The sequence below is a fragment of the Gammaproteobacteria bacterium genome (assembly GCA_033344735.1).
Taxonomy (GTDB): Bacteria; Pseudomonadota; Gammaproteobacteria; order UBA4575; family UBA4575; genus UBA1858.
The window spans coordinates 2,176,900-2,198,099 of record JAWPMW010000001.1; the positions used below are offsets into that span (position 1 = coordinate 2,176,900).

A 21,200-nucleotide genomic window follows, 5' to 3' on the forward strand; every position below is an offset into this window, starting at 1 on the left:
AATTAATGGAAAAACTCTTAGTATCCGGTGGCCAGCCACTGAATGGGAAAGTACGAGCCTCAGGTTCTAAAAATGCTGTATTACCTATACTGGCAGCTTCACTGTTGGCTGACACACCAATGACCATAGGCAATGTGCCACACCTTTTAGATGTGACCACCACGATGGGGCTGTTGGGTGAAATGGGTGTATCACTGACAGTCGATGAACGTATGAACATTGAGTCTGATGCCAGCACCATTAAACACTTTATTGCTCCTTACGATTTGGTCAAAACAATGCGTGCCTCAATCCTTGTTTTGGGTCCATTAGTAGCGCGTTTTGGCAGAGCCGAAGTTTCACTGCCTGGTGGATGTGCCATTGGTACAAGACCTGTCGATCTACATATTCAGGGATTGCGTGCGCTGGGTGCTAATATCGAAGTTGAAGGTGGATATATAAAAGCTATAGCTTCTCGTTTAAGAGGAGCGCGAATAGTGCTTGATTGTGTCACTGTAACTGGTACTGAAAATTTAATGATGGCTGCAGTATTGGCTGAAGGAACAACCATTATAGAGAATGCCGCACGTGAGCCTGAAGTCAGTGATTTAGCCAATTGTCTTACTACCATGGGTGCAAATATTGAAGGTATAGGTACTGATTGCTTAACCATTCATGGTGTCACTCGTTTAGAAGGCTGTAATTATTCTGTACTCCCTGATCGCATAGAGACAGGAACATTTTTAGTTGCTGGTGCAATTTCCCGAGGTTGCGTGAAGGTTACTCATACTGCACCAAGAACCTTAGATGCCGTACTGCAAAAACTTGAAGATTGCGGTGCATTCGTAGATACCGGTGAAGATTGGGTTCAGGTCGACATGAAAGGCAATCAACCCAAGAGTGTTAATATAAGGACATCACCATATCCAGCGTTCCCCACTGATATGCAGGCCCAATTTACTGCATTGAATGCTGTGGCCGAAGGCTCCGGCACAATTACGGAAACAGTGTTTGAGAATAGATTTATGCACGTCCAAGAGCTACAAAGAATGGGTGCTAACATCAGTGTAGAGGGAAACACGGCAGTAGTGATAGGAATCGATCACTTAACTTCTGCACCGGTAATGGCGACTGATTTGCGAGCTTCTGCGAGCTTGATTTTGGCTGGAATTGCTGCTCATGGGGATACTATTGTTGATAGGATTTACCATATTGACCGCGGTTATGAATGTATTGAAGAAAAACTTGCACAACTTGGCGCCAATATACAAAGACTTCCCAGTTAACAAATATTGTAAATGGTCTTGAAATATGAATAGTAAAATTACTCTAGCGATCTCTAAGGGTCGAATACTCGAAGACACGGTTCCATTACTTGAGCGAATGGGTATGGCACCCATAGAGGACTTGAATAAGACACGTAAGTTACTGATAGACACAGAAAATCCAAATGTGAGAGTAGTCGTTATTCGTGCCACTGACGTGCCTACTTATGTACAGTATGGAGCCGCTGATTTGGGTATTGCAGGCAAGGACACCTTGATGGAAACCCAAGGTGAGGGTCTGTATGAGTTACTTGATCTTCAAATATGCAAATGCAAGTTAATGGTGGCAGGAAAATCTGAACTACCAGACGCTGGCGCTAGACTAAAAGTAGCGACAAAATATGTGCATTCAGCCCAGCAGTATTTTGCTCAGCAAGGAAAGCAAGTTGAAATAATTAAGTTATATGGTTCGATGGAATTGGCGCCGTTAACTGGTCTTGCAGATTTAATTGTAGATTTAGTAGATACAGGAAACACACTGCGTGCAAATGGGTTACAACCGCTTGAGCATATTGAAGACATTAGTTCTCGTCTGGTGGCGAATAAAGCGTCTTTAAAGGTGAGATTTGATACAATACAACACATTGTTGAACAATTTCGTAAAGCGATAGAAGAAATTTAAAAGAATAAGATAACTAGGAAAAACAACATGAAATACCAAACTGACGATCTACGAATTATAGAAATGAAGGAAGTAAGTACCCCGATGCAGGTATTTGAAGAGTTCCCTCTGTCAGACGAATCTTCTAGCTGTGTACACACCGCACGTACAGAAATTCAAAAAGTTTTTCATGGTGATGATGATCGCTTGGTCGTAGTCGTTGGACCGTGCTCTATTCATGACCCAGATGCAGCACGAGATTACGCACAGCGGTTATTAAAGTTGCGTAATAAGATGTCTGATGACTTACTTATCATTATGCGTGTGTATTTTGAAAAGCCTCGTACTACTGTAGGGTGGAAGGGTTTAATCAATGATCCAAATTTAGATAATAGCTTTGAAATCAACAAAGGTTTGCGGCTAGCAAGAGAATTATTGTTAGATTTGAATAATATGGGTATCCCTGCCGGTACTGAATATCTTGATCTTATAAGTCCGCAATATGTAGCTGATTTGGTCAGTTGGGGGGCGATTGGTGCTCGTACTACTGAAAGCCAAGTACATCGAGAATTAGCGTCAGGTTTATCTTGTCCGGTTGGATTTAAAAATGCCACAGATGGTGGTTTGCAAGTGGCGGTTGATGCGATTGGTTCGGCAACGCGGCCACATCATTTCCTTTCGGTGACAAAAGAAGGTAAGTCAGCCATATTTTCTACTGCCGGCAACCCTGATTGTCATGTGATTTTGCGTGGTGGCAAATCAACAAACTATGATGCAGCAAGTATTAGCGAAGCTTGTGCAAGTCTAGAAAAAGCCAATTTGGCACCTCGTGTAATGGTGGATTGCAGTCATGCTAATAGCTTAAAACAGCACGACAAACAAAAAGAAGTAGGTACTGATATATGTAATCAGTTGTCAAATGGTGAGAAGAGAATTTTTGGCATTATGATAGAAAGTAATATTGTTGAAGGCCGCCAAAATGTTGTTGATGGTAAAGCAGAAACTTACGGTCAAAGTGTTACTGATGCTTGCATCAATTGGGCGGACACAGAACAGTTGCTAGAGCAATTTGCTAAAGCGGTGCAAGTGCGTCGTCAGGTAAAAGACACAGCTGCTGCGTAGATAGGTCATTGCTATTATATGCTTACAATTCGACGATTTAATTCTCAACAAGCATCATTTCAAACGCAATTTTCTAATTTTCTAGAAGCTAATACTGAACATGAGTCTGATGTCTCGCACACTGTGCAAGACATCATTGCTCAGATTCGTACCAAGGGTGATAGTGCATTATTAGATTTCACACATAAATTTGATCGCTTAGAATTAGCCAATGCGCAGCAATTAGAAATATCGCAAGCGCAACTTCAAGATGCATTAACATCTATAGATCCTGCTCAACGTGTAGCATTAGAACAAGCACATAAGAGGGTTGAGGAATATGCCGAACACCAGCGTCTTCAGTCTTGGCAATATACTGATGAACATGGCTCACTATTAGGACAGCGTGTAACACCATTAGACCGTGTAGGTATTTATGTGCCTGGTGGTACTGCTGCGTATCCCTCTTCAGTGCTTATGAATGCTGTGCCAGCTAAAGTAGCAGGTGTGCCAGAAATTATCATGGTCGCGCCGACACCTGATGGGAAATTAAATACTACGGTACTTGCAGCAGCAGCTGTCGCTGGCGTTGATCGAGTGTTTCGAATTGGTGGTGCGCAAGCTGTGGCTGCCCTTGCTTACGGAACAGAAACAGTTCCACCAGTAGATAAAATTGTTGGGCCAGGGAATATTTTTGTCGCTACAGCTAAGAGAATGGTGTTTGGCAAAGTTGGTATAGATATGATTGCGGGTCCATCAGAGGTGTTAGTTATATGTGATGACTCGGCTAATCCTGAATGGATTGCAATGGATTTATTCTCTCAAGCTGAACATGATGTATTAGCGCGTACGACATTGCTATCAACCTCAGAAGAAATGCTTAATAAAGTTGAGTCAGCAATGAATGAATTATTGCCTACACTTGAACGTGCAGAAATTATTGAACAAGCGATTAATGCTTTTGGCTGTTATGTAAAAGTTGATAATTTGGAACAGGCTGCAAAAATCAGCAATCAAGTGGCGCCGGAACATTTAGAGCTTTCAGTGCGCGATCCTGAAAAATTACTTGAAAGCATTCAGCATGCAGGAGCTGTATTTATGGGGCATCACACGCCAGAAGTTTTTGGTGATTACTGTGCTGGGCCGAATCATGTTTTACCTACCAGTGCGACAGCAAGATTTTCATCACCATTAGGCGTGTACGATTTTCAAAAGCGCATGACAATTTTAAATTGCTCAAATAAAGGCGCATTACAACTTAGTGGTATTGCTAGTACTCTTGCACATAGTGAGGGATTAACAGCGCATGCGAAGTCTGCCGAATTTAGAGGCTCAGTTAAATAGTTAATATGGATGGGAAAGTCTTATCTCTGTTGAGACCAGAGCTAAACAAGTTGCAAGCTTATGCTGTACAAGATGCAACTGGATTAGTGAAATTAGATGCAATGGAAAATCCATTTGCTTGGCCAGCGAATATGCGTAAAAAGTGGTTGGAGCATATAAGTCATGCACAAATTAATCGTTATCCTGAGCCTAATCCTGAAAAACTAAAACAGAAGTTAAAGCACCAGTTTGGTCCGCATGATGATAGTGGTCTACTCTTGGGTAATGGATCTGATGAATTAATTCAATTATTAGTGTTAGCAATTGCTAAACCAGCAGCATGTATTCTAACAGTTAGCCCAAGCTTCTCAATGTATCAAATGATTGCTGAAATGATTGGTGTAAGTTGTCATGTAGTTCCGCTTGATGAAAACTATGAGCTAGATTTAGAAGCAATGCTTGAAGCGATTGAAAAATATAACCCTGCTCTTGTGTTTCTTGCATATCCTAATAATCCAACAGGTAATTTATGGAGTAGAAATGATATCCAAGCTATTTTGGATAAAAGCCAAGGAATAGTCGTCATTGATGAAGCTTATGGTCCTTTTGCAGGAGATAGTTTCACGAATGACCTAGTCAAAAATCACAATATGGTGTTACTTAGAACAGCATCAAAGTTGGGTTTAGCAGCAATTCGTTTTGGATGGTTGGCAGGAAATGCTGAGTTAATCGCTGAGCTTAATAAAATTCGTCTTCCATACAATATTAATCTGTTAACCCAGTTAACAATGGAGTTTGCTCTTGATCACTATGAATTATTTGCTGAGCAAGCAGAAACGATTAGATTTTTACGCGGCTCTTTGTTTGGCCAACTATCAGCAATAATTGGCGTGACGCCTTATCGTAGTGAAGCGAACTTTATTTTAATTAAAATGCTTGAGCAAGATGCAAGTGATGTATTTAATCGTTTACTTGAGCAGAAAGTACTGATTAAAAATGTGAGCAAGCAAGCAGGGCTAGCGCAATGCTTACGTGTGACTGTGGGTTCAAAAGAAGAAAATAAAATATTTTGTGATGCGTTGATTAATGCGTTGAGTCAATAAATTTGATCTAGCACTTTATTCTGGGTCAACCACTTCGCCGTCTGTATTCACATCAGATGGAATTTGATCTTCTTTAATATGCGTCATTTCTTCTTGAGTAGATTCAATGCCAATATGATATGCAGCAAATCCTGGGATAACAACTTGGTTGACTGCCATGCCGATAATATTTCCATTGACTGGAGACACAAGTTCGGTGCTTTGATTGGTGATAGGGTCTGTTACAATACCTAGTACATCACCTTGTGAAACTCGATCGCCGAGATCCATTTCACTAAATAATATTCCTCCACTCTCTGCACGTAACCATAATGATTCATAGTAAGTTGGCTTGGGATCCCCCCATATCAGCGTGCGCGGATAAATATCTAATTTATCGAGCAGGCTATTAATACTGTAAGTGCCAGCCGCAATTTGATTTTCTTGTATGCGCAAGGATTCACCTAACTCCATCGTGATCGCAACAATTCCAGATTGATTTGCAACACTTCGCAACATACCAGGACTGCCGGCATGGTGCACTACGGCAATTTTATCAAATGCACCAACAAACTCTGCAACATTCGGATCACTCATATTTGCGCGTATTTGAGGTAGATTGTTTCTGCGAAATGATCCTGTATGCAAGTCGATGAGATAATTACAATGTTTGATTACTTTTGTGAATAGAGAGAATGCAATTCTTGATGCTAAGCTGCCATTCGGTTCGCCAGGGAAAAAGCGATTTAAATCTCGACGGTCTGATAAATAGCGCGAGGTTCTTTGAAAGCCTTGTAAGTTAACAATAGGTACGCCAATTAAAGTACCAGATAATTTGCTTGGATCAATGTCATACATCACACGTCTAACGACTTCGATACCATTTAATTCGTCTCCATGAATCGCAGCAGTTAAACACACTGTGGGTCCAGGTTTTGCGCCATTGATTACCAACACTGGTGTTGGTAGAGCTAGACCAGAAATAGTAATTCTAGGAGACCACGATAAACGTGTTGATGAATTTTCAGGTACTTCGGCGCCAAGGATGACTAATTTATCACGAGTATCTTCCTCCGGCGCAGACACAGCAGGAGCAGCTAGTTTGTCTTCTACAAGCTGATCAATATTATTTTCCAATTCAATGTCTTCAGTTACTTCTGGAGCCGGTTCGGATTCAGGCATAGGCTCTGGCAACGGAGCAACTTCTTTTAAGTCCAGATTGGGGGCAACGGTAGCTGCCTTAGGTTCAGAGCTTTTTTCGGTAACGTTAGTTTCAGAGTCTATTTTCTCAGCAGAGGCATCCGCAAAAGATAGGGTAATACTATAGAATTGCAGGCTAATTAAGCAGAATGCAGATAAAGACACATTGCAAGTCTTGTTGAATGTCATAAAATTTAACATAGTCGTTAATTTAATCATAATGTTTCAGCAAGCATGATTCTTTCTTCTATCGATTGAGGAATTTTTTCTAATTTTTCAATTTTGGCAAGATTGTTATATAAGCCTTGTTGGTTTGCGAGTTGAACGTTTAATCCAGGCCGGGCATTTAATTCAAGCATTAATGGGCCAAGGTTGCTATCTAATACAATATCAACGCCAAGGTAACCCAGCCCTACGGTATCGGCGCAATTAATAGCAATGGTCAGAATTTTCTGCCATTTGGGAATTTGTAAATCATGGATTACATTCCCAGTATCAGGATGAATATTGGTAGGACTATTACCAATGACAGCATGCGTGGTTCTTCCGGTGGCTAAATTAATGCCAACACCAATTGCTCCTTGATGAAGATTAGCTTTGCCACCTGATTTGCTAGTCGGCAGTCGAATCATGGCTGAAACAGGCACGCCTTGAAAGACGATAATGCGTATATCGGGCACACCTTTAAAACTAATATTTTCAAACACTGGATCAAATTGAACTCTGTATTCTAGAAATGCTTTGTCGGAGAGTCCTCCTAAACTATACATTCCGGATAAAATATTAGACACATAATGCTTAATTGAATTTAGACTGATTAAATCACCGCTTGCGGTTTTGTGGAATTTCCCGATTTTCCCACCTAATACTAAAATGCCGTTGCCGCCGCTACCATGTGCAGGTTTTATAACTACCTCATGGTGTTTCTCTAAGTGCATATCAAGAGTGTTTATTTCATTATTTATTTCTATCGTGGAATAAAGTTTGGGTACTTCAATACCTGCACTAATGGCTAAGCTTTTTGTAGTTAACTTATCATCCACCAATGGGTATAAATGGCGAGGGTTGAAACGCATAATGTAATCTGTGTTGCGTTGATTAATTCCAAGTACACCATGTCTGCGTAATTCTTTTGGGCTAATAAAACCTATCATGATTGATTATTCTTGATTGATTTCATTTCGCGAAAACGAAGTAATTCATTCAGTCGATACCCTGTGTAGCGACCCATTATTAAGCAGATGCCTAATATAACTAATAATAATTCTGGGAATACAAACATTAAGTAAGATAAACGATCACTAGTCATTAGTAGATAACCAAAACTGGCAACAACTAAACTGCCTAGGCCTTGAAATAAAGCTGCTTGTGCGCCATTTTCTTCCCATGTTATAGACATTCGTTCAATGGTCATAGCAAGAATCACCATTGGGAATAACGAAATTGATAATAGTCTATCTACGCCAAGACGACTGGTAATTAAACTTATAATCAGCATGAGAGTAACAACGGTTACTAAAATGACTGCTAATCTGGGAATTAACAATAAGCGTAGGTGTTCCAGATAAAAGCGAATCAGTAATCCAACAAATACAATGCCTGTAAATAAAACGATACCCCAAAATAATTGCGTTTCTCGAAATGCGATCGCGATTAAGATAGGCATGAAGGTGCCAAATGTCTGCACCCCAATAAATGTGCGCATGAATACTACTAACAATGCACCTAGTGGCACCATGAGTAAGAGACTATATGTGTTCTGGCTTTGAACTGGCAAAGCAAATAAAGTTAGGCCACCAAGCATTGAGCTTGATCGTTTAGCATTCTGTTTGGCTACATCGAGTAGCTCAATATAAGATTTTGTGACTGAAAATTGCAGCTCAACGTCTTTGGCATTTTTGACTTCATAAAAGGGTCCATCACCAACTTTCCACACTAAGTGGTTAGTAGGAATTCCCGCGTTGCCATCTTTGGGATTAAATGTTAACCATTCATCTCCGTTGTAGGCTTGAATTAATACTCTAGGGTGGGTGTTGTTAACGGCATCGGCCAAACCGATTACCCAAACTTTACGAGTAGGTATGTGTGCAACTGAAAGTAATTTGATTACCAGGTCGGCAATTTCATGATTGGAATCTGCGAGACCGCGAATTAACGAAATATTTTCGTTAGCATCAGATGATTTGAGTTGATTAATTAATTCATATGTAAATGAGTATGTATCAGCTGACTGACTGCGTACATCTTCAATAATCTTTGAAATAGCAGTGGCATATGGCTCCTCAAACTGAGGTGCATCTGGATAATCGGGAACGGTATTCCATTTTTTTGTAGCGCCAGTTTTAGTAACAGTGGTGCGATAATATAGAGTTTGTTCACCTTCAGCTTTTCTTATTGCCCAATTTGCTGTTTTATTGTCATCGCTTTTCTTTGCGTTTAATCCGAAATTTCCAGAAATATAATATTCCTCAAGTTTAGAATATCCAGGAGTGACGTGAGGAATGTATAGCATGGCTTTTACATTGCGCTTGTTAGCTTCAAAACTTAAGCGCGCTTGAACTGTCCATGCTTCTGTTTCTTTATCTGCAGATAATGGGAAATCTAATTGAATGCTTTTATGTAAAAAAATTGCCAGGCCAATGACAACAAATAATACTGACCAAAAAATAACGGGTGTTCGATGCATGTGTTTGTAAGTCTTATGAGAATGTAATTAGAATTGATTTGATTGAGCTTCACAGGATGACAGGGTTAAAAATGTATCATTGGGATCAATGACTGCTACTCTCTTGAGAAACTGCCTGCCAAGTAGTACGTCATAAATATATTCGCTGCGGTCCGCTAATGTAAATTCTGTAACATACTTGCGGCCGTTAAAACATAAGTCTAGATTGACTACATATCTTGGATCATGTTTGCCATTGTGGTTTTTTATATTAGCTTTGCGAGAGCGAGGTTTTTCAAAATATAATTTATGTTGAGTACCTTTGCTGTCTTTGAGTAGCAAAGTGAATTTTACCCATCTTTTTCCATCTTTTTTAAATGGCTTGATTTTTATGGCATGAATAGACGATGTTTTTGCACCTGTGTCTAATTTGGCTTTAATGTCATAAGCCTGATATTCAATGCGTACTTTCTCTACCCAACCAGCGATCACGCGCGCAGGCTCTTTACTGAAACTGCTGGTGGAATAAGTGCACAGGAAAGTAATTAGGATAATAATGGATTTGCTTGTATTGGTTATCATAAGTTTTTTATTATTGCGCAGCATTTTTAAGTCTGACTATTGATATGACTGTAACGCAACAAATAAGTTTGCGTTATGTGGAATGTGCGCGATATACGGTGTAATGGAGACTATATAAAGAATGTTATCGATTAATAAGTTAATGCCCCATAGATTGGACGTTGGCCTACCTCAATTGTCCATTCTGTTAGAGTGCCATTGCGAATACCCTTTACATTTAACTTTTGCTGAGGGCGAAATCGAATCACTTCATTTAGAACTTGTCGTTCATCAGTTAGAATTTGGTCGTTCATAGAGATAATAATATCGCCGGGGTATAGACCAGCACTATGAGCAGGCCCGCCACGGACAATCCCTGACACCAATACTCCTCCACTTTCAGTTAAACCAAATGATTCTGATAGTTGAGGAGAAATGTTTTGTATGCGTACACCAACCCATCCACGTAATACGCGCCCATATTCAATCATATGTGCCATAACTTCTTTGGCCAGTACGATCGGGATGGCAAAACCAATACCTACAGAATTACCATTCTTGGATGAAGTGATGGTGTTAATACCAATCAATTCACCTCTAGCATTAACAAGTGCACCACCTGAATTTCCAGGATTAATAGCAGCGTCTGTTTGAATGTAATTTTCAAATACATTGACGCCTAATTGATTTCTTCCTGTTGCACTAATGATCCCTTGAGAAACGGTTTGCCCTAATCCAAATGGGTTGCCAATCGCGAGTACAACATCACCAACCGCTAATGGCTGCGAAGTGGCAAATGAAATATTAGGAACATCTGTTGTAGGAATTTGTAATACAGCAAGATCAGTTTCTGGATCTGCACCAACCACTTTAGCGCTGAGTTGGCGGCCGTCACGCAAATATACTTCAATTTCTTCAGCATTCTCGATTACGTGATTGTTCGTCAGAATATGGCCTTCTGCTGTGACAATGACGCCAGAACCCAAGCTTGTGACCGTGCGGTCTAAATTCCGTCCATACATGTTTCTTAACATGCGTTCTAACTGAGGATTGTTCGTCGAAAATTTGCGTGAACCTTGAACCAATTTTTTAGTGTAAATATTTACTACTGCGGGTGCAGCTTTTGACACTGCATCAGAATAGGAATAAGGGCCAATACTGGCTAAGTTACTTGTGTTGGAGTTTGAGTCACCATTACCTGATTGAAGCCAGGTATTAGGTAATAAAAATATTAATATAGCAGCCGCAATAATTCCGACTGCAGCTGATTGAGCTAAGAATGTAAGAAATTTGCGATGTAACATGGTCGGTTACACTATCATGCGATGTGCCTGACGTCAGCAGACGCCCCTGTTATTATAGTCGCCTAGATTCCAGCAAAATTTTATGAGTACACTAACTGAAATTACCCGCTACACGGATAAATATTTATCTATTGATGACTTTAGAGATTATTGCCCTAATGGTCTTCAAGTCGAAGGCAAGCATAATGTTGGTAAAGTTGCCACTGCCGTGACTGCTAGTCTGGCTATAATTAAGCAAGCAAAGGAATGGGGTGCAGATTGTCTGCTGGTTCATCATGGGTACTTCTGGAAAAATGAGCGAGCACAAGTGGTAGGCATGAAAAAGCGTCGTTTACAGGCGTTATTGAGTGCTGATATAAGCCTGATAGCTTACCATCTTCCATTGGATGCTCACCCAATAGTCGGAAATAATGCCCAAATTGCTCACCGATTAGGCATTTCAAATATAGAACCGCTTCAGAAAAGTAGTAAAGCACCGATTGGGAATGTAGGCATGTTAGAAGCCCCAGTTAGTGTGCATGAATTTGTCAGCAGATGTGGCCAAAGTCTAGGGCGTGAGCCTATTCATATAGATAGTGGTGAGCGTGAGGTGCAACGAATTGCATGGTGTACTGGAGGTGCTCAGCATATGATAGATGATGCGGTTGAACGAAATGCAGACGTTTATTTGACTGGAGAAATTTCTGAGCAAACGGTGCATATTGCACGAGAGTGCGGTATTCATTTTATAGCGGCTGGACATCATGCCACAGAACGTTACGGGGTTCAGGCGTTAGCAGCTCATCTGGCACAAAAATTTAACCTGGAGCATCAGTATTTTGATGAAATTAATCCAGCGTAATAGACTGGTGTCATTGAATTTGCCTTGACGTTTTTTACTAGTTACGCCATCCTACCGCGCTTTTAGGTGGCAGATTTTAATTCGCTATATAAGGACTATTCTATAGCGCAATAAGCTAACTGAATGCAGGTTATTAGGTAATCGATAAGGAGATTTACATGTCGGAGCACGTTGTAGACACGGGTCGTCGAAAAATGTTGACGGTGAGTGCGAGTGTGGTGGGTGCGGTTGGCGCAGCCGTTGCAATTGTACCGTTTGTATCCACTATGAGCCCAAGTGCTCGCGCGTTGGCCTCTGGTGCCCCTGTACAGGTGGATGTCAGCAAATTAGAACCAGGTCAGAAGATTCAAGTAGAGTGGCGTCGTAAGCCAGTTTGGATCGTACGTCGTTCAGATAAGATGGTCTCACTATTAGACTCGAATGAAGAAAGAGTACGTGACCCAAATTCAGATGAATTAACCCAGCAACCTGATTTTGCACGCAATCAAATGCGTTCACTTAAAGCTGATGTGTTGGTCTTGGTTGGTATTTGTACACACTTAGGTTGCTCTCCAACATTTAGACCAGAACTAGCGCCAGAAGATTTAGGTCCAGATTGGGTAGGTGGTTTCTACTGTGCATGTCACGGATCACGTTTCGACATGGCAGGGCGTGTATATAAGAATGTTCCAGCAAATAAGAATCTTGAAGTCCCCCCATATAAATATATCAGCGACAATTTAATCGTTGTTGGTGAACTTGATGAAGGGGCTGCATAAATGACTAATAAAGTAGGTGGAATTATTGGATGGGTAGACTCACGGCTGCCTGTTATCGAATTTTGGGAAGCGCACCTTTCTAAATATTACGCACCAAAGAATTTTAACTTCTGGTACTTTTTTGGATCGCTAGCCTTATTAATCCTGGTGCTCCAAATCGTTACTGGAATATTCCTCACCATGCATTACAAACCTGATGCAGCACTTGCATTCGCATCAGTGGAATACATCATGCGAGATGTTAATTGGGGCTGGTTAGTGCGTTATATGCATTCTACTGGCGCATCAGCATTCTTTGTTGTGGTCTATCTACATATGTTGCGTGGCCTTATGTATGGCTCATTTAAACAACCTCGTGAATTGATCTGGTTGTTCGGCATGATGATTTATTTGTGTTTAATGGCTGAAGCATTCATGGGGTACTTGTTACCGTGGGGTCAAATGTCTTACTGGGGTGCACAGGTCATTGTTAATCTATTTGGTACGATACCGGTAATTGGTGATGATCTTGCCTTATGGATACGTGGTGATTATGTCGTTTCAGATGCCACATTGAATCGCTTCTTTGCATTACATGTGATTGCGGTACCAATTGTGCTGTTGGGTCTAGTAGTTGCTCATATCGCTGCATTACATACTGTTGGATCAAACAACCCAGACGGTGTTGAAATTAAGAAAAACAAAGGTGCGGACGGCGTTCCATTAGACGGCATTCCATTCCATCCCTACTACACAGTTAAGGATATTGTCGGAACAGTTGTATTCTTGTTTATTTTTGCATTGGTTGTATTTTTTGCGCCCGAAATGGGAGGTTACTTCTTAGAGCACGCAAACTTTGAACCAGCAAATCCATTGGCAACACCTGAGCATATTGCGCCAGTATGGTACTTCACTCCGTTCTATACAGTATTGAGAGCAATACCTAATCCATTCTGGGGTGTGGTGGCAATGGGTGCTGCAGTGATGGTCCTGTTCTTCTTACCATGGATTGATAAGAATGTAGTGAAGTCTATTCGTTATAGAAGCGCGCTATACAAAGTGAATTTATTCGTTTTCTTGGTGGCGTTTGTATGGCTAGGATATTACGGAGTACAAGCAGTAACACCAATGGCTTCACAAATGGCATTAAGACTCTCTGAACTGTACTTCTTGTTCTTTGCGGTTCTTGCGATTTACAGCACGCAACGTTCAGCGGGTTATTACATTATGTGGTTCATTGTCTTCGTTGGATTGATCACGGTGTATGACGTGTTCAGGAATAATCCTGAAATTGCAGAATTAACCTGGAAAACATGGATTATTCCTGTTGCTTATCTGTTTGTTACTTTAATAGGGGCAGCATTTACCAATTTAGATCAAGATAAACCAGTGCCAGAGAGGGTTACTTCATGAAGAATATTTGTAAATTAATTTGTGTAGCAGCTCTTATGTTTTCATCGTTCAGTTGGGCAGCTGGCGGAGGCGGCCCACTGTTTGAAATGCATGTTGATGTTCATCATCAAAAATCATTGCAACGTGGCGCCAAGACTTTTGTCAACTATTGCTTATCTTGCCACTCTGCTTCTTTCAGTCGTTACAATCGTGTTGCTGCTGATTTAGGTATCAGTGAAGAGAATATGCTTGAGCACATGATATTCACCGGAAGAAAATTTGGCGATACCATGACCGTAGCGCTTACGGTGGAACAAGGTAAAGAGTGGTTTGGTGCACCACCACCAGATTTAAGCGTAAAAGCAAGATCACGTGGTGCAAACTGGATTTATAGTTACTTAAAGTCATTCTATGTTGATGATTCGGCAATACGTGGAGTCAACAATCTTCAGTTCCCTGGCACTTCAATGCCACATGTCTTATGGGAATATCAAGGTCTTCAAACATTGGCTGCTAAAGATGAGCATCATGATGAAGACCACGGAGATGCTCATGGTAAGAGTCATGCTTCTCCATTTGAAATCGAAGTCCCTGGCACGCTGTCACCTAAAGAATATGATGCAATGATTGCTGATTTGGTCAATTTCTTAGTGTATATGGGTGAACCTGCACAACTTAAACGCAAAGCTATAGGTGTAGGTGTGTTATTCTTTCTAGCTGCTCTTGGCGTGCTTGTTTACTTCATGAAGCGCGATTACTGGAAAGACATACACTAATAATAATTAACTAAACTTTGGAAATTATATGGCGTTAATCGCTAATCGAAGATCTGTGATGACTTTGTTTTCAGACCCTGCCTGTATTCAGAGTCATCGCACCAGAATAGTACTTTCGGAAAAAGACATCACTGCAGATGTTGTGCAGATAGATGAGAACAATAAGCCAGAAGACTTATCTGAACTGAACCCATACAACTCAGTACCGACATTGGTCGACCGTGATTTAGTATTATATGACTCACGAGTGATTATGGAGTATTTTGATGAGAGATTTCCGCATCCTCCATTGATGCCTGTTGATCCAGTGTCTCGATCAAAGTCTCGTCTAGCTTTGTTTCATATAGAAAAAGACTGGTATGCCCCAGTTGATGCCATTATTAATGGAGATGCTGCTGAGAGTGAGCAGGCCCGCAAAATTCTGGAAGACAGTTTAATTAGTTCAATTGAATTATTCAGCGTGAAGCCTTTTTTCTTAAGCGATGAATTTAGCCTGGTTGATTGTTCTATTGCACCGCTGCTATGGAGATTGCCTAGTTTGAATATCAATCTTCCAGCAGATGCCAAAGCAATTGTTGAATATGGTAATCGAGTGTTTGATCGTCCTTCGTTCCGGAGTAGTTTGTCGGAAGAAGAATTAGAGATGCGACCAATTTAAGTTGTATGTAAATATAAAGATTCTTGGAAATAAAACTGATTCTTTTATTGTCTTTTCTTGGTTTTAATGGATAGACGATGACTTCTACCAGACCATATTTAATCCGCGCCATGATTGAGTGGATTTTAGATAACGGCATGACACCGCACCTGCTTGTTGATACTAAAGACGAGAATGTTCATGTTCCCAGACAATACGAACAAGAAGGTAAAATAGTACTTAATATTAGTCCTACAGCGACACAAGACTTGGATATTAGTGATGAAGCGGTTACCTTTAACGCCCGCTTTGATGGTGAGGCAACCTCTGTTTATATCCCTATAGGGTTTGTATTGGCTATATATACACGTGAAAATGGGCAGGGCATGATGTTTGGTGATGACAATGAAATCACCCCACCCCCTGATCCAGATAATACTTCAACAAAACGATCTCATTTGAAAGTCGTTAAGTAATAGTCTTTAACTTAACTCTCTGTTATTTGCTTATTAGATAGCCGCTGCGATGCATAAAAGCCGACTAGTGTGAAAAGTATATTGCTTAATAGTGTGTTCTTGAAAAAGGGAATCCCCGCTATATAAGCTTGGCTAAGTCCGCTGAGGGTAGGTGCATACATGTCGTGAGATAACCATGCACCAAAGTTGGTGATCGCAAAGAACACTAGCGCAGAAGTAAACGCCGCAATGCTTAGGGATAAAAAAGATAATTGTTTTAGATAGTAATGGCAGCCGATAACTATCAATGCTACTGCAGCGTAAACGAACAACATAGTGCTATGGAAACCGATCATTGAATCGCTAAGCAACATAGCAATAAGTGGAATCAACAGAGAAAACTTTAGGTCTTTGCCAAAAGCCCCTGCTAGTAATGCTATTGCTCCAACAGGTGTAAAGTTAGGCGGATGTGGTATCAGCCGGCTAAAAGCAAGGAATAAAATTATTGCTACGAGCCATTGCCAAGAAGGATGGTCAAGATTTTTAAACATGTTTAGTCCCATAACCATGCAGCTCCGCGAACACCGCTTGAATCACCGTGAACAGGCGCTACTAATTTAGTCCTTACAGTATCTGAAAAAACATATTGTTGCCAGAGTTTGGGGATAGTTGAATAAAGACAATCAATATTAGACATGCCTCCACCTAAAACAATAACATGTGGATCTAGAATGTTAATTACTTGGGATAGACTTTTAGCCATTCTTAGTTGATAACGCGATAAAACCTCTAGAGCAAAAGAGTCATTATCATTGGCATCGATAATTATTTGCTCGCTAGATTTTTTTAGACCAGTTGATAATTGATAATCATTAGTGAATCCGCTACCAGATAGAAAAGTTTCTATACAGTCATTTTTTCCACACCAGCATTGCGTTGATTTTAGTTCGTCACCCTCTGGGTAAGGTAAGGGATTGTGACCCCATTCACCCGATATGGCATTTGGGCCGTCAATAATTTTTTTATTTATAACGATGCCTGCGCCACATCCGGTGCCTATAATGACGCCGAACACAATTTCCGCATCTTTGGCTGCACCATCTGTAGCTTCGGACAGTGCGAAACAATTTGCATCATTAGCGATACGAATCTTACGATTCAATTTATTTTCTAGGTCTTGTTTAAAAGGTTGATTGTTTAAGCAGATAGAATTACTGTTTCGTAACAAGCTATTTGCAGGAGAAATCGATCCTGGCGTGCAAATACCTATACTCCCAATACCGCAAAGCTTTTTCTCTGTTGATGTAATTAGTTCGCATATGCAATCTAAAGTTGCTATGTAGTTGCCTTGTGGAGTATTTATTCTCTCACGGTGTAATTCTTTTCCATCATCGTCGAGTACCAATACTTCAATTTTAGTCCCGCCTAAATCGATGCCAATTCGCATGTTAAAAATAGTGTCTAATTGTTTGGTTTGGGCAATGGGAAATCTTTGTTCCAATAGGTTGGAGTGCAGTTTTTGTTTTCTTCAATTACTCTAGCAAGCACAAACAATAAATCTGAAAGTCGATTAATGTATTGGATTAGTTGTGCGCGTAATCCGTTATCATGTGACCATTCAACAAGGTTTCTTTCAGCACGTCTGCAAACAGTACGTGCTACATGACAATGTGCAACGGCAGCATCACCACCTGGTAGAATAAATTCTTCTAAAGGAGGTAAGCTTTCATTAAAGAAATCAATCCATTGTTCTAACCACTCAATATCATTATTCTTGGTAAGGGCACACTGTGGAGCGCTTAATTCACCGCCGATATTGAATAAATGGTGTTGAATGGCAATTAGAATGGCTTCAACTTGTTGGCTGACCTCGAATGCGCGAACACAGGCGATATTGGAGTTAAGTTCATCTAAGTCACCTTGTGCTTTAATTAGTAAACAGTCTTTCCCGACACGCTCACCTGTGGCTAGGCTTGTGTTGCCATCGTCACCCTTGCGCGTGTATATTTTTGTTAGACGATTTCCCATAACATATATTCACTTATCAATTTAACTATATATTGCTCAAATGTAGCACGTTAGCTTTACTGAGTGGATTGAAATTTTACACCTATATGAGCATTAATACCTGGAGTTTCATAACCGAAGATATTTTGATAATCCTTATTAAACAAATTTTCTATACGTCCCTGCAGAGTTAGCCAATTATTAATTTGATATTCACCTGAGATGTTTACAAGGGTGTAATCTCCTAGCTCAACTCTAGCTGATGGGAAAGTGCTGAAATCGCTATCAAACTGATCATCTGTATAGCTAATATTTAAATTTATATTCGCTCTATGTTCCAGGAACTTATAATTCGCCACCAAGCTCGCAGTGTTCTTGGGTACTCTAATTTCAGAGGTTTTGCCGCTAGTGTCAGGTTGACGAGATTCTACGTAGGTATAAGCCGCGCTGACATCAAGATTTTTTAGAGGTTGTGCATAGATAGATAATTCTAATCCTCTGCGATCACTTTCGCCTTGTAAATTAATTGCTGTGAAACCACCTAAACTAGGGTCAAAAGAAAATCCATTTATTTCATCTTCTAATTTTTCAGAGAAGTAGGTTGTATTAATTTTAAGCTGCTGTGTTAATGCATGTGATATTCCAATTTCCCAGCCCTTTGACTTTTCTGGTTTGATGTCGGGGTTGCCTATGAATGTATCTGGAGTAAAGCCAAATCGTTCAGTAAAACTTGGATTTTTCACGCTGCTTCCAAATGCACCATGAAAGCTTGTGTTCGATGCCTTAGGTGTATATATGGCACTTAAGCGATGAGAATATGAATTTTGAAATTCGTCGTTATCATCTTTGCGTAAAGAGGCACTTAGAAATAATTGATCTATAATGCCAACACGATATTCACCAATGTAGCCAGTATTGTAAATTGTTTGCCTTTGATTTGGGTCGCCAAACCCACTGGCAGTTCCTGTTTGTTTGAATTTCTCGCGTTCGCGTTCATAAGCCAAAGTTATTGAATGATTTGTATGGTCAGTAAAATGATACAATGTTGTTTGATAATCAAATTTCAATTTTTCACCAGCACTGCTTGTGTCTTCTATGCCGTCAGCATAATTTTCATTATTTGTATCAGTGAGGCTAATGTTTGCTTGATGTTTCCAAGCATTATTTAATGTGATTAACATCGAATTAAATTGAAAATAATTTTGAATGGATTCAGTTTCACGATCTGCATCAATTGGTGGATCGAATGGATCTGTTTCAACTGTTGAATCAACATGTCTACCAGTCAAGTTTATTTCTAAATTATCTGAGAGACCTATACCATAGCGCCCATTAAATGTTGTGTTGCGATATCCATCATTTTCTGAGCCTTGCTCAGAAATATTGCTACCATTGTTTTCATAATGGGCGCTATAAAATGAAAAATTCTGCAGATTGTTGCCACCACTAATGCCTGTGCAATTTTGGCGTGTGTCAAATCGTCCTGTGCTAAAAGTACTTTCTAAATTGATAGGTCCTTGACCTTTTCTGGTTTGTATATTGACTACTCCAGCAAGAGCATCACTGCCCCAGAGAGAACTTTGAGGTCCTCGCAATACTTCTATGCTATCTAACCCACAAGTGACTAAATTTGCGAAGTTGAATTCACTGCCGGCAGTGATATCGTTCGCTTCTATCCCGTCGATTAGCACTAAGGAATGATTTGACTCTGCACCACGTATGCGTAATTGGGTAAGTGTTCCTGTGCCTCCATTCTTACTGATAGTCGTTCCTGGTACATCGCGCAATAGATCTGCGGCAAATGGGAGTTGTTTGTTATTGATCTGTTGCTTATCAATGATACTGACGGAACTGCCAGTATGATTGACTGATATAGGATTGCGACTGGCAGTGACAGTGATAGATGTAAGAGTATCCTCCGTGAATGAGGTTCCAGAGTATAGAGTGAATATGAGTAAGGAAATTTTGCGTGAATAGCTCATTTGTTCTCCTGTTTAGAACATGAAGAGCAAACGCAGTGACAGTAGAATGCGTAAACTGCACACCTACAATAAACCACCAAGACACAGGAAGTAGTGTGAAGTCTAAGCAGCCCGAATCGCCCACCGCAATTTGCCGCGCAGTAACAGGCCGGTCTCCGGGCTCTCAAGTAGTTTGCCTATTTCTAAGCTAACGAATAAACAGTCTTCCCACACTGATGTGCAGTGACGTGGTAGTTTATTTACACTTGATTACCGTTGCGGGGGCAGCTCTGGGCTTTCACCAGATTCCCTGTTTCACCCTGTTTGTTAAATTAACAACAGGACACCTGTACCGCTGAATCAAAAGTTATGAAATTATCTTTGGATTATTTATCCGAAGTTTTTATTATCAACAGTCTACTACATTTAATTCGTTTGTAGTTGCACTAAATCTGATAAGACTTGGTCACTATGTGAGCTGGGTTTTACCTTGCGGTAAATCATTTTAATAATACCGCTGGGGTCAATAATAAAAGTATGTCGTTTAGCCAACTTGATAAAACCTAATGAAGTAAGTGATTGGTAGTGTTTAGCTACATGTCCATCTATATCGACCAACAACGGAAAGGGTAGATTATATTTTTCAGTAAATTCTGCATGGCTCTCAGAAGAGTCGACACTAATACCTAGAATTTGTGTATTTTGTGCGCGAATAGTTTTGTAATCATCTCTAAATGCGCAAGCTTCTTTAGTGCATCCTGGCGTATCGTCTTTGGGATAAAAATACATTACTACCCATTGACCTCGATATTTTTCTAATGAGTGAGTTTGTCCATCCTGATCTATTAATTCAAATGAGGGGGCGACTTGTCCAATTTCAAGTGTATTTGCATGCAATGCGCTAAACATTCCTGTCGATAAAGTTAGAGTGATTGACGTAATTTACTGTATTGCTAGATGGTACATATTATATTCTGTGAATAGGAAGCTTAATCTAAATTGCATGCTAAATTTCACCACATAATATTTAATTGCTGTCATAATAAATTCATAAAAATTTGCATGCGAATTATTCAGTTAATTATTACAGAAGTATCAAATAATTAAGACAAGTTGATTACGCATCTTATAGCTAACATGACAATTAAGTAATTGTTAATTCATATAAGTTACATATTGTTCTGGATAATACACAGCTCGATAGTATTGAGTAGCACTAGATATAATAAAGGCTAGTTCTTCTAGCTTCCTTC

Annotated in this window: 21 protein-coding genes and 1 riboswitch; of the genes, 11 read left to right on the forward strand and 10 right to left on the reverse strand. The window is 40.1% G+C overall.

From position 1 onward, the window contains the following. Window positions 1–5: 5 nt before the first annotated feature. From murA to hisC, 5 genes are read left to right on the forward strand one after another with little or no spacing between them, the layout of a single operon-like run. Window positions 6–1,265, forward strand: coding sequence for a UDP-N-acetylglucosamine 1-carboxyvinyltransferase (murA, locus tag R8G33_11195; protein ID MDW3096229.1), 1,260 nt, complete (start codon window positions 6–8; stop codon window positions 1,263–1,265). A gap of 25 nt (window positions 1,266–1,290) precedes the next feature. After that, a complete protein-coding gene (gene hisG / locus R8G33_11200) occupies window positions 1,291–1,926 on the forward strand; it encodes an ATP phosphoribosyltransferase (protein ID MDW3096230.1) in 636 nt (211 codons plus the stop codon). A gap of 27 nt (window positions 1,927–1,953) precedes the next feature. Then, the gene (gene aroG, locus R8G33_11205) at window positions 1,954–3,027 is read left to right on the forward strand and encodes a 3-deoxy-7-phosphoheptulonate synthase AroG (protein ID MDW3096231.1); all 1,074 of its coding nucleotides are present in this window, start codon (window positions 1,954–1,956) and stop codon (window positions 3,025–3,027) included. A gap of 18 nt (window positions 3,028–3,045) precedes the next feature. Further along, entirely contained in the window at window positions 3,046–4,350 is a 1,305-nt protein-coding gene (hisD, locus tag R8G33_11210) for a histidinol dehydrogenase (protein MDW3096232.1), read from the forward strand. A gap of 5 nt (window positions 4,351–4,355) precedes the next feature. Beyond that, entirely contained in the window at window positions 4,356–5,432 is a 1,077-nt protein-coding gene (gene hisC / locus R8G33_11215) for a histidinol-phosphate transaminase (GenBank protein MDW3096233.1), read from the forward strand. 15 nt (window positions 5,433–5,447) lie between these two features. On the opposite strand, the gene R8G33_11220 is transcribed toward hisC, so the two are convergent. The 5 genes from R8G33_11220 to R8G33_11240 all read right to left on the reverse strand — a co-directional run bounded on the left by R8G33_11220 (window position 5,448) and on the right by R8G33_11240 (window position 11,141). Continuing rightward, window positions 5,448–6,800, reverse strand: a complete 1,353-nt coding sequence (locus tag R8G33_11220; GenBank protein ID MDW3096234.1) for a succinylglutamate desuccinylase/aspartoacylase family protein — start codon at window positions 6,798–6,800, stop codon at window positions 5,448–5,450. A gap of 26 nt (window positions 6,801–6,826) precedes the next feature. Further along, on the reverse strand, window positions 6,827–7,765 hold the full coding sequence (locus R8G33_11225; protein MDW3096235.1) for an alpha-L-glutamate ligase-like protein: 939 nt from the start codon (window positions 7,763–7,765) through the stop codon (window positions 6,827–6,829). Beyond that, entirely contained in the window at window positions 7,762–9,297 is a 1,536-nt protein-coding gene (locus R8G33_11230) for an inactive transglutaminase family protein (GenBank protein ID MDW3096236.1), read from the reverse strand. Before R8G33_11230 ends, R8G33_11225 begins: the two co-directional genes overlap by 4 nt. 27 nt (window positions 9,298–9,324) lie before the next feature. Further along, window positions 9,325–9,858 carry an ATP-dependent zinc protease gene (locus R8G33_11235; GenBank protein MDW3096237.1) on the reverse strand — a complete coding sequence of 178 codons (534 nt, stop codon included), beginning with the start codon at window positions 9,856–9,858 and terminating at the stop codon, window positions 9,325–9,327. 131 nt (window positions 9,859–9,989) lie between these two features. Next, the gene (locus tag R8G33_11240) at window positions 9,990–11,141 is read right to left on the reverse strand and encodes a trypsin-like peptidase domain-containing protein (GenBank protein ID MDW3096238.1); all 1,152 of its coding nucleotides are present in this window, start codon (window positions 11,139–11,141) and stop codon (window positions 9,990–9,992) included. An 82-nt stretch (window positions 11,142–11,223) separates the two neighbouring features. Here R8G33_11240 and R8G33_11245 point away from each other — a divergent pair, with 82 nt between their 5' ends. The 6 genes from R8G33_11245 (at window position 11,224) to R8G33_11270 (ending at window position 16,000) form a co-directional block, all read left to right on the forward strand. Beyond that, complete coding sequence (locus R8G33_11245) at window positions 11,224–11,982, forward strand: Nif3-like dinuclear metal center hexameric protein (GenBank protein ID MDW3096239.1); 759 nt, start codon at window positions 11,224–11,226, stop codon at window positions 11,980–11,982. Between the two features lie 158 nt (window positions 11,983–12,140). Then, window positions 12,141–12,740, forward strand: a complete 600-nt coding sequence (petA, locus tag R8G33_11250; GenBank protein MDW3096240.1) for a ubiquinol-cytochrome c reductase iron-sulfur subunit — start codon at window positions 12,141–12,143, stop codon at window positions 12,738–12,740. After that, on the forward strand, window positions 12,741–14,132 hold the full coding sequence (locus R8G33_11255; protein MDW3096241.1) for a cytochrome bc complex cytochrome b subunit: 1,392 nt from the start codon (window positions 12,741–12,743) through the stop codon (window positions 14,130–14,132). A gap of 35 nt (window positions 14,133–14,167) precedes the next feature. Further along, complete coding sequence (locus R8G33_11260) at window positions 14,168–14,887, forward strand: cytochrome c1 (protein ID MDW3096242.1); 720 nt, start codon at window positions 14,168–14,170, stop codon at window positions 14,885–14,887. A 28-nt stretch (window positions 14,888–14,915) separates the two neighbouring features. Beyond that, entirely contained in the window at window positions 14,916–15,545 is a 630-nt protein-coding gene (locus tag R8G33_11265) for a glutathione S-transferase N-terminal domain-containing protein (protein ID MDW3096243.1), read from the forward strand. Between the two features lie 77 nt (window positions 15,546–15,622). Further along, window positions 15,623–16,000: a ClpXP protease specificity-enhancing factor gene (locus R8G33_11270; GenBank protein MDW3096244.1), complete on the forward strand. Its 378-nt coding sequence runs from the start codon at window positions 15,623–15,625 to the stop codon at window positions 15,998–16,000. Between the two features lie 11 nt (window positions 16,001–16,011). On the opposite strand, the gene R8G33_11275 is transcribed toward R8G33_11270, so the two are convergent. The 5 genes from R8G33_11275 to R8G33_11295 all read right to left on the reverse strand — a co-directional run bounded on the left by R8G33_11275 (window position 16,012) and on the right by R8G33_11295 (window position 20,856). Further along, window positions 16,012–16,530: a DUF6580 family putative transport protein gene (locus R8G33_11275; protein MDW3096245.1), complete on the reverse strand. Its 519-nt coding sequence runs from the start codon at window positions 16,528–16,530 to the stop codon at window positions 16,012–16,014. A 2-nt stretch (window positions 16,531–16,532) separates the two neighbouring features. After that, window positions 16,533–17,426, reverse strand: coding sequence for an ROK family protein (locus tag R8G33_11280; protein MDW3096246.1), 894 nt, complete (start codon window positions 17,424–17,426; stop codon window positions 16,533–16,535). A gap of 14 nt (window positions 17,427–17,440) precedes the next feature. Next, window positions 17,441–18,007 carry a cob(I)yrinic acid a,c-diamide adenosyltransferase gene (locus tag R8G33_11285; GenBank protein ID MDW3096247.1) on the reverse strand — a complete coding sequence of 189 codons (567 nt, stop codon included), beginning with the start codon at window positions 18,005–18,007 and terminating at the stop codon, window positions 17,441–17,443. A gap of 56 nt (window positions 18,008–18,063) precedes the next feature. Then, a complete protein-coding gene (locus R8G33_11290; protein MDW3096248.1) occupies window positions 18,064–19,968 on the reverse strand; it encodes a TonB-dependent receptor in 1,905 nt (634 codons plus the stop codon). Between the two features lie 128 nt (window positions 19,969–20,096). Next, window positions 20,097–20,313: riboswitch (cobalamin riboswitch) on the reverse strand. 60 nt (window positions 20,314–20,373) lie between these two features. Beyond that, entirely contained in the window at window positions 20,374–20,856 is a 483-nt protein-coding gene (locus R8G33_11295; GenBank protein MDW3096249.1) for a peroxiredoxin, read from the reverse strand. Window positions 20,857–21,200: the final 344 nt, after the last annotated feature.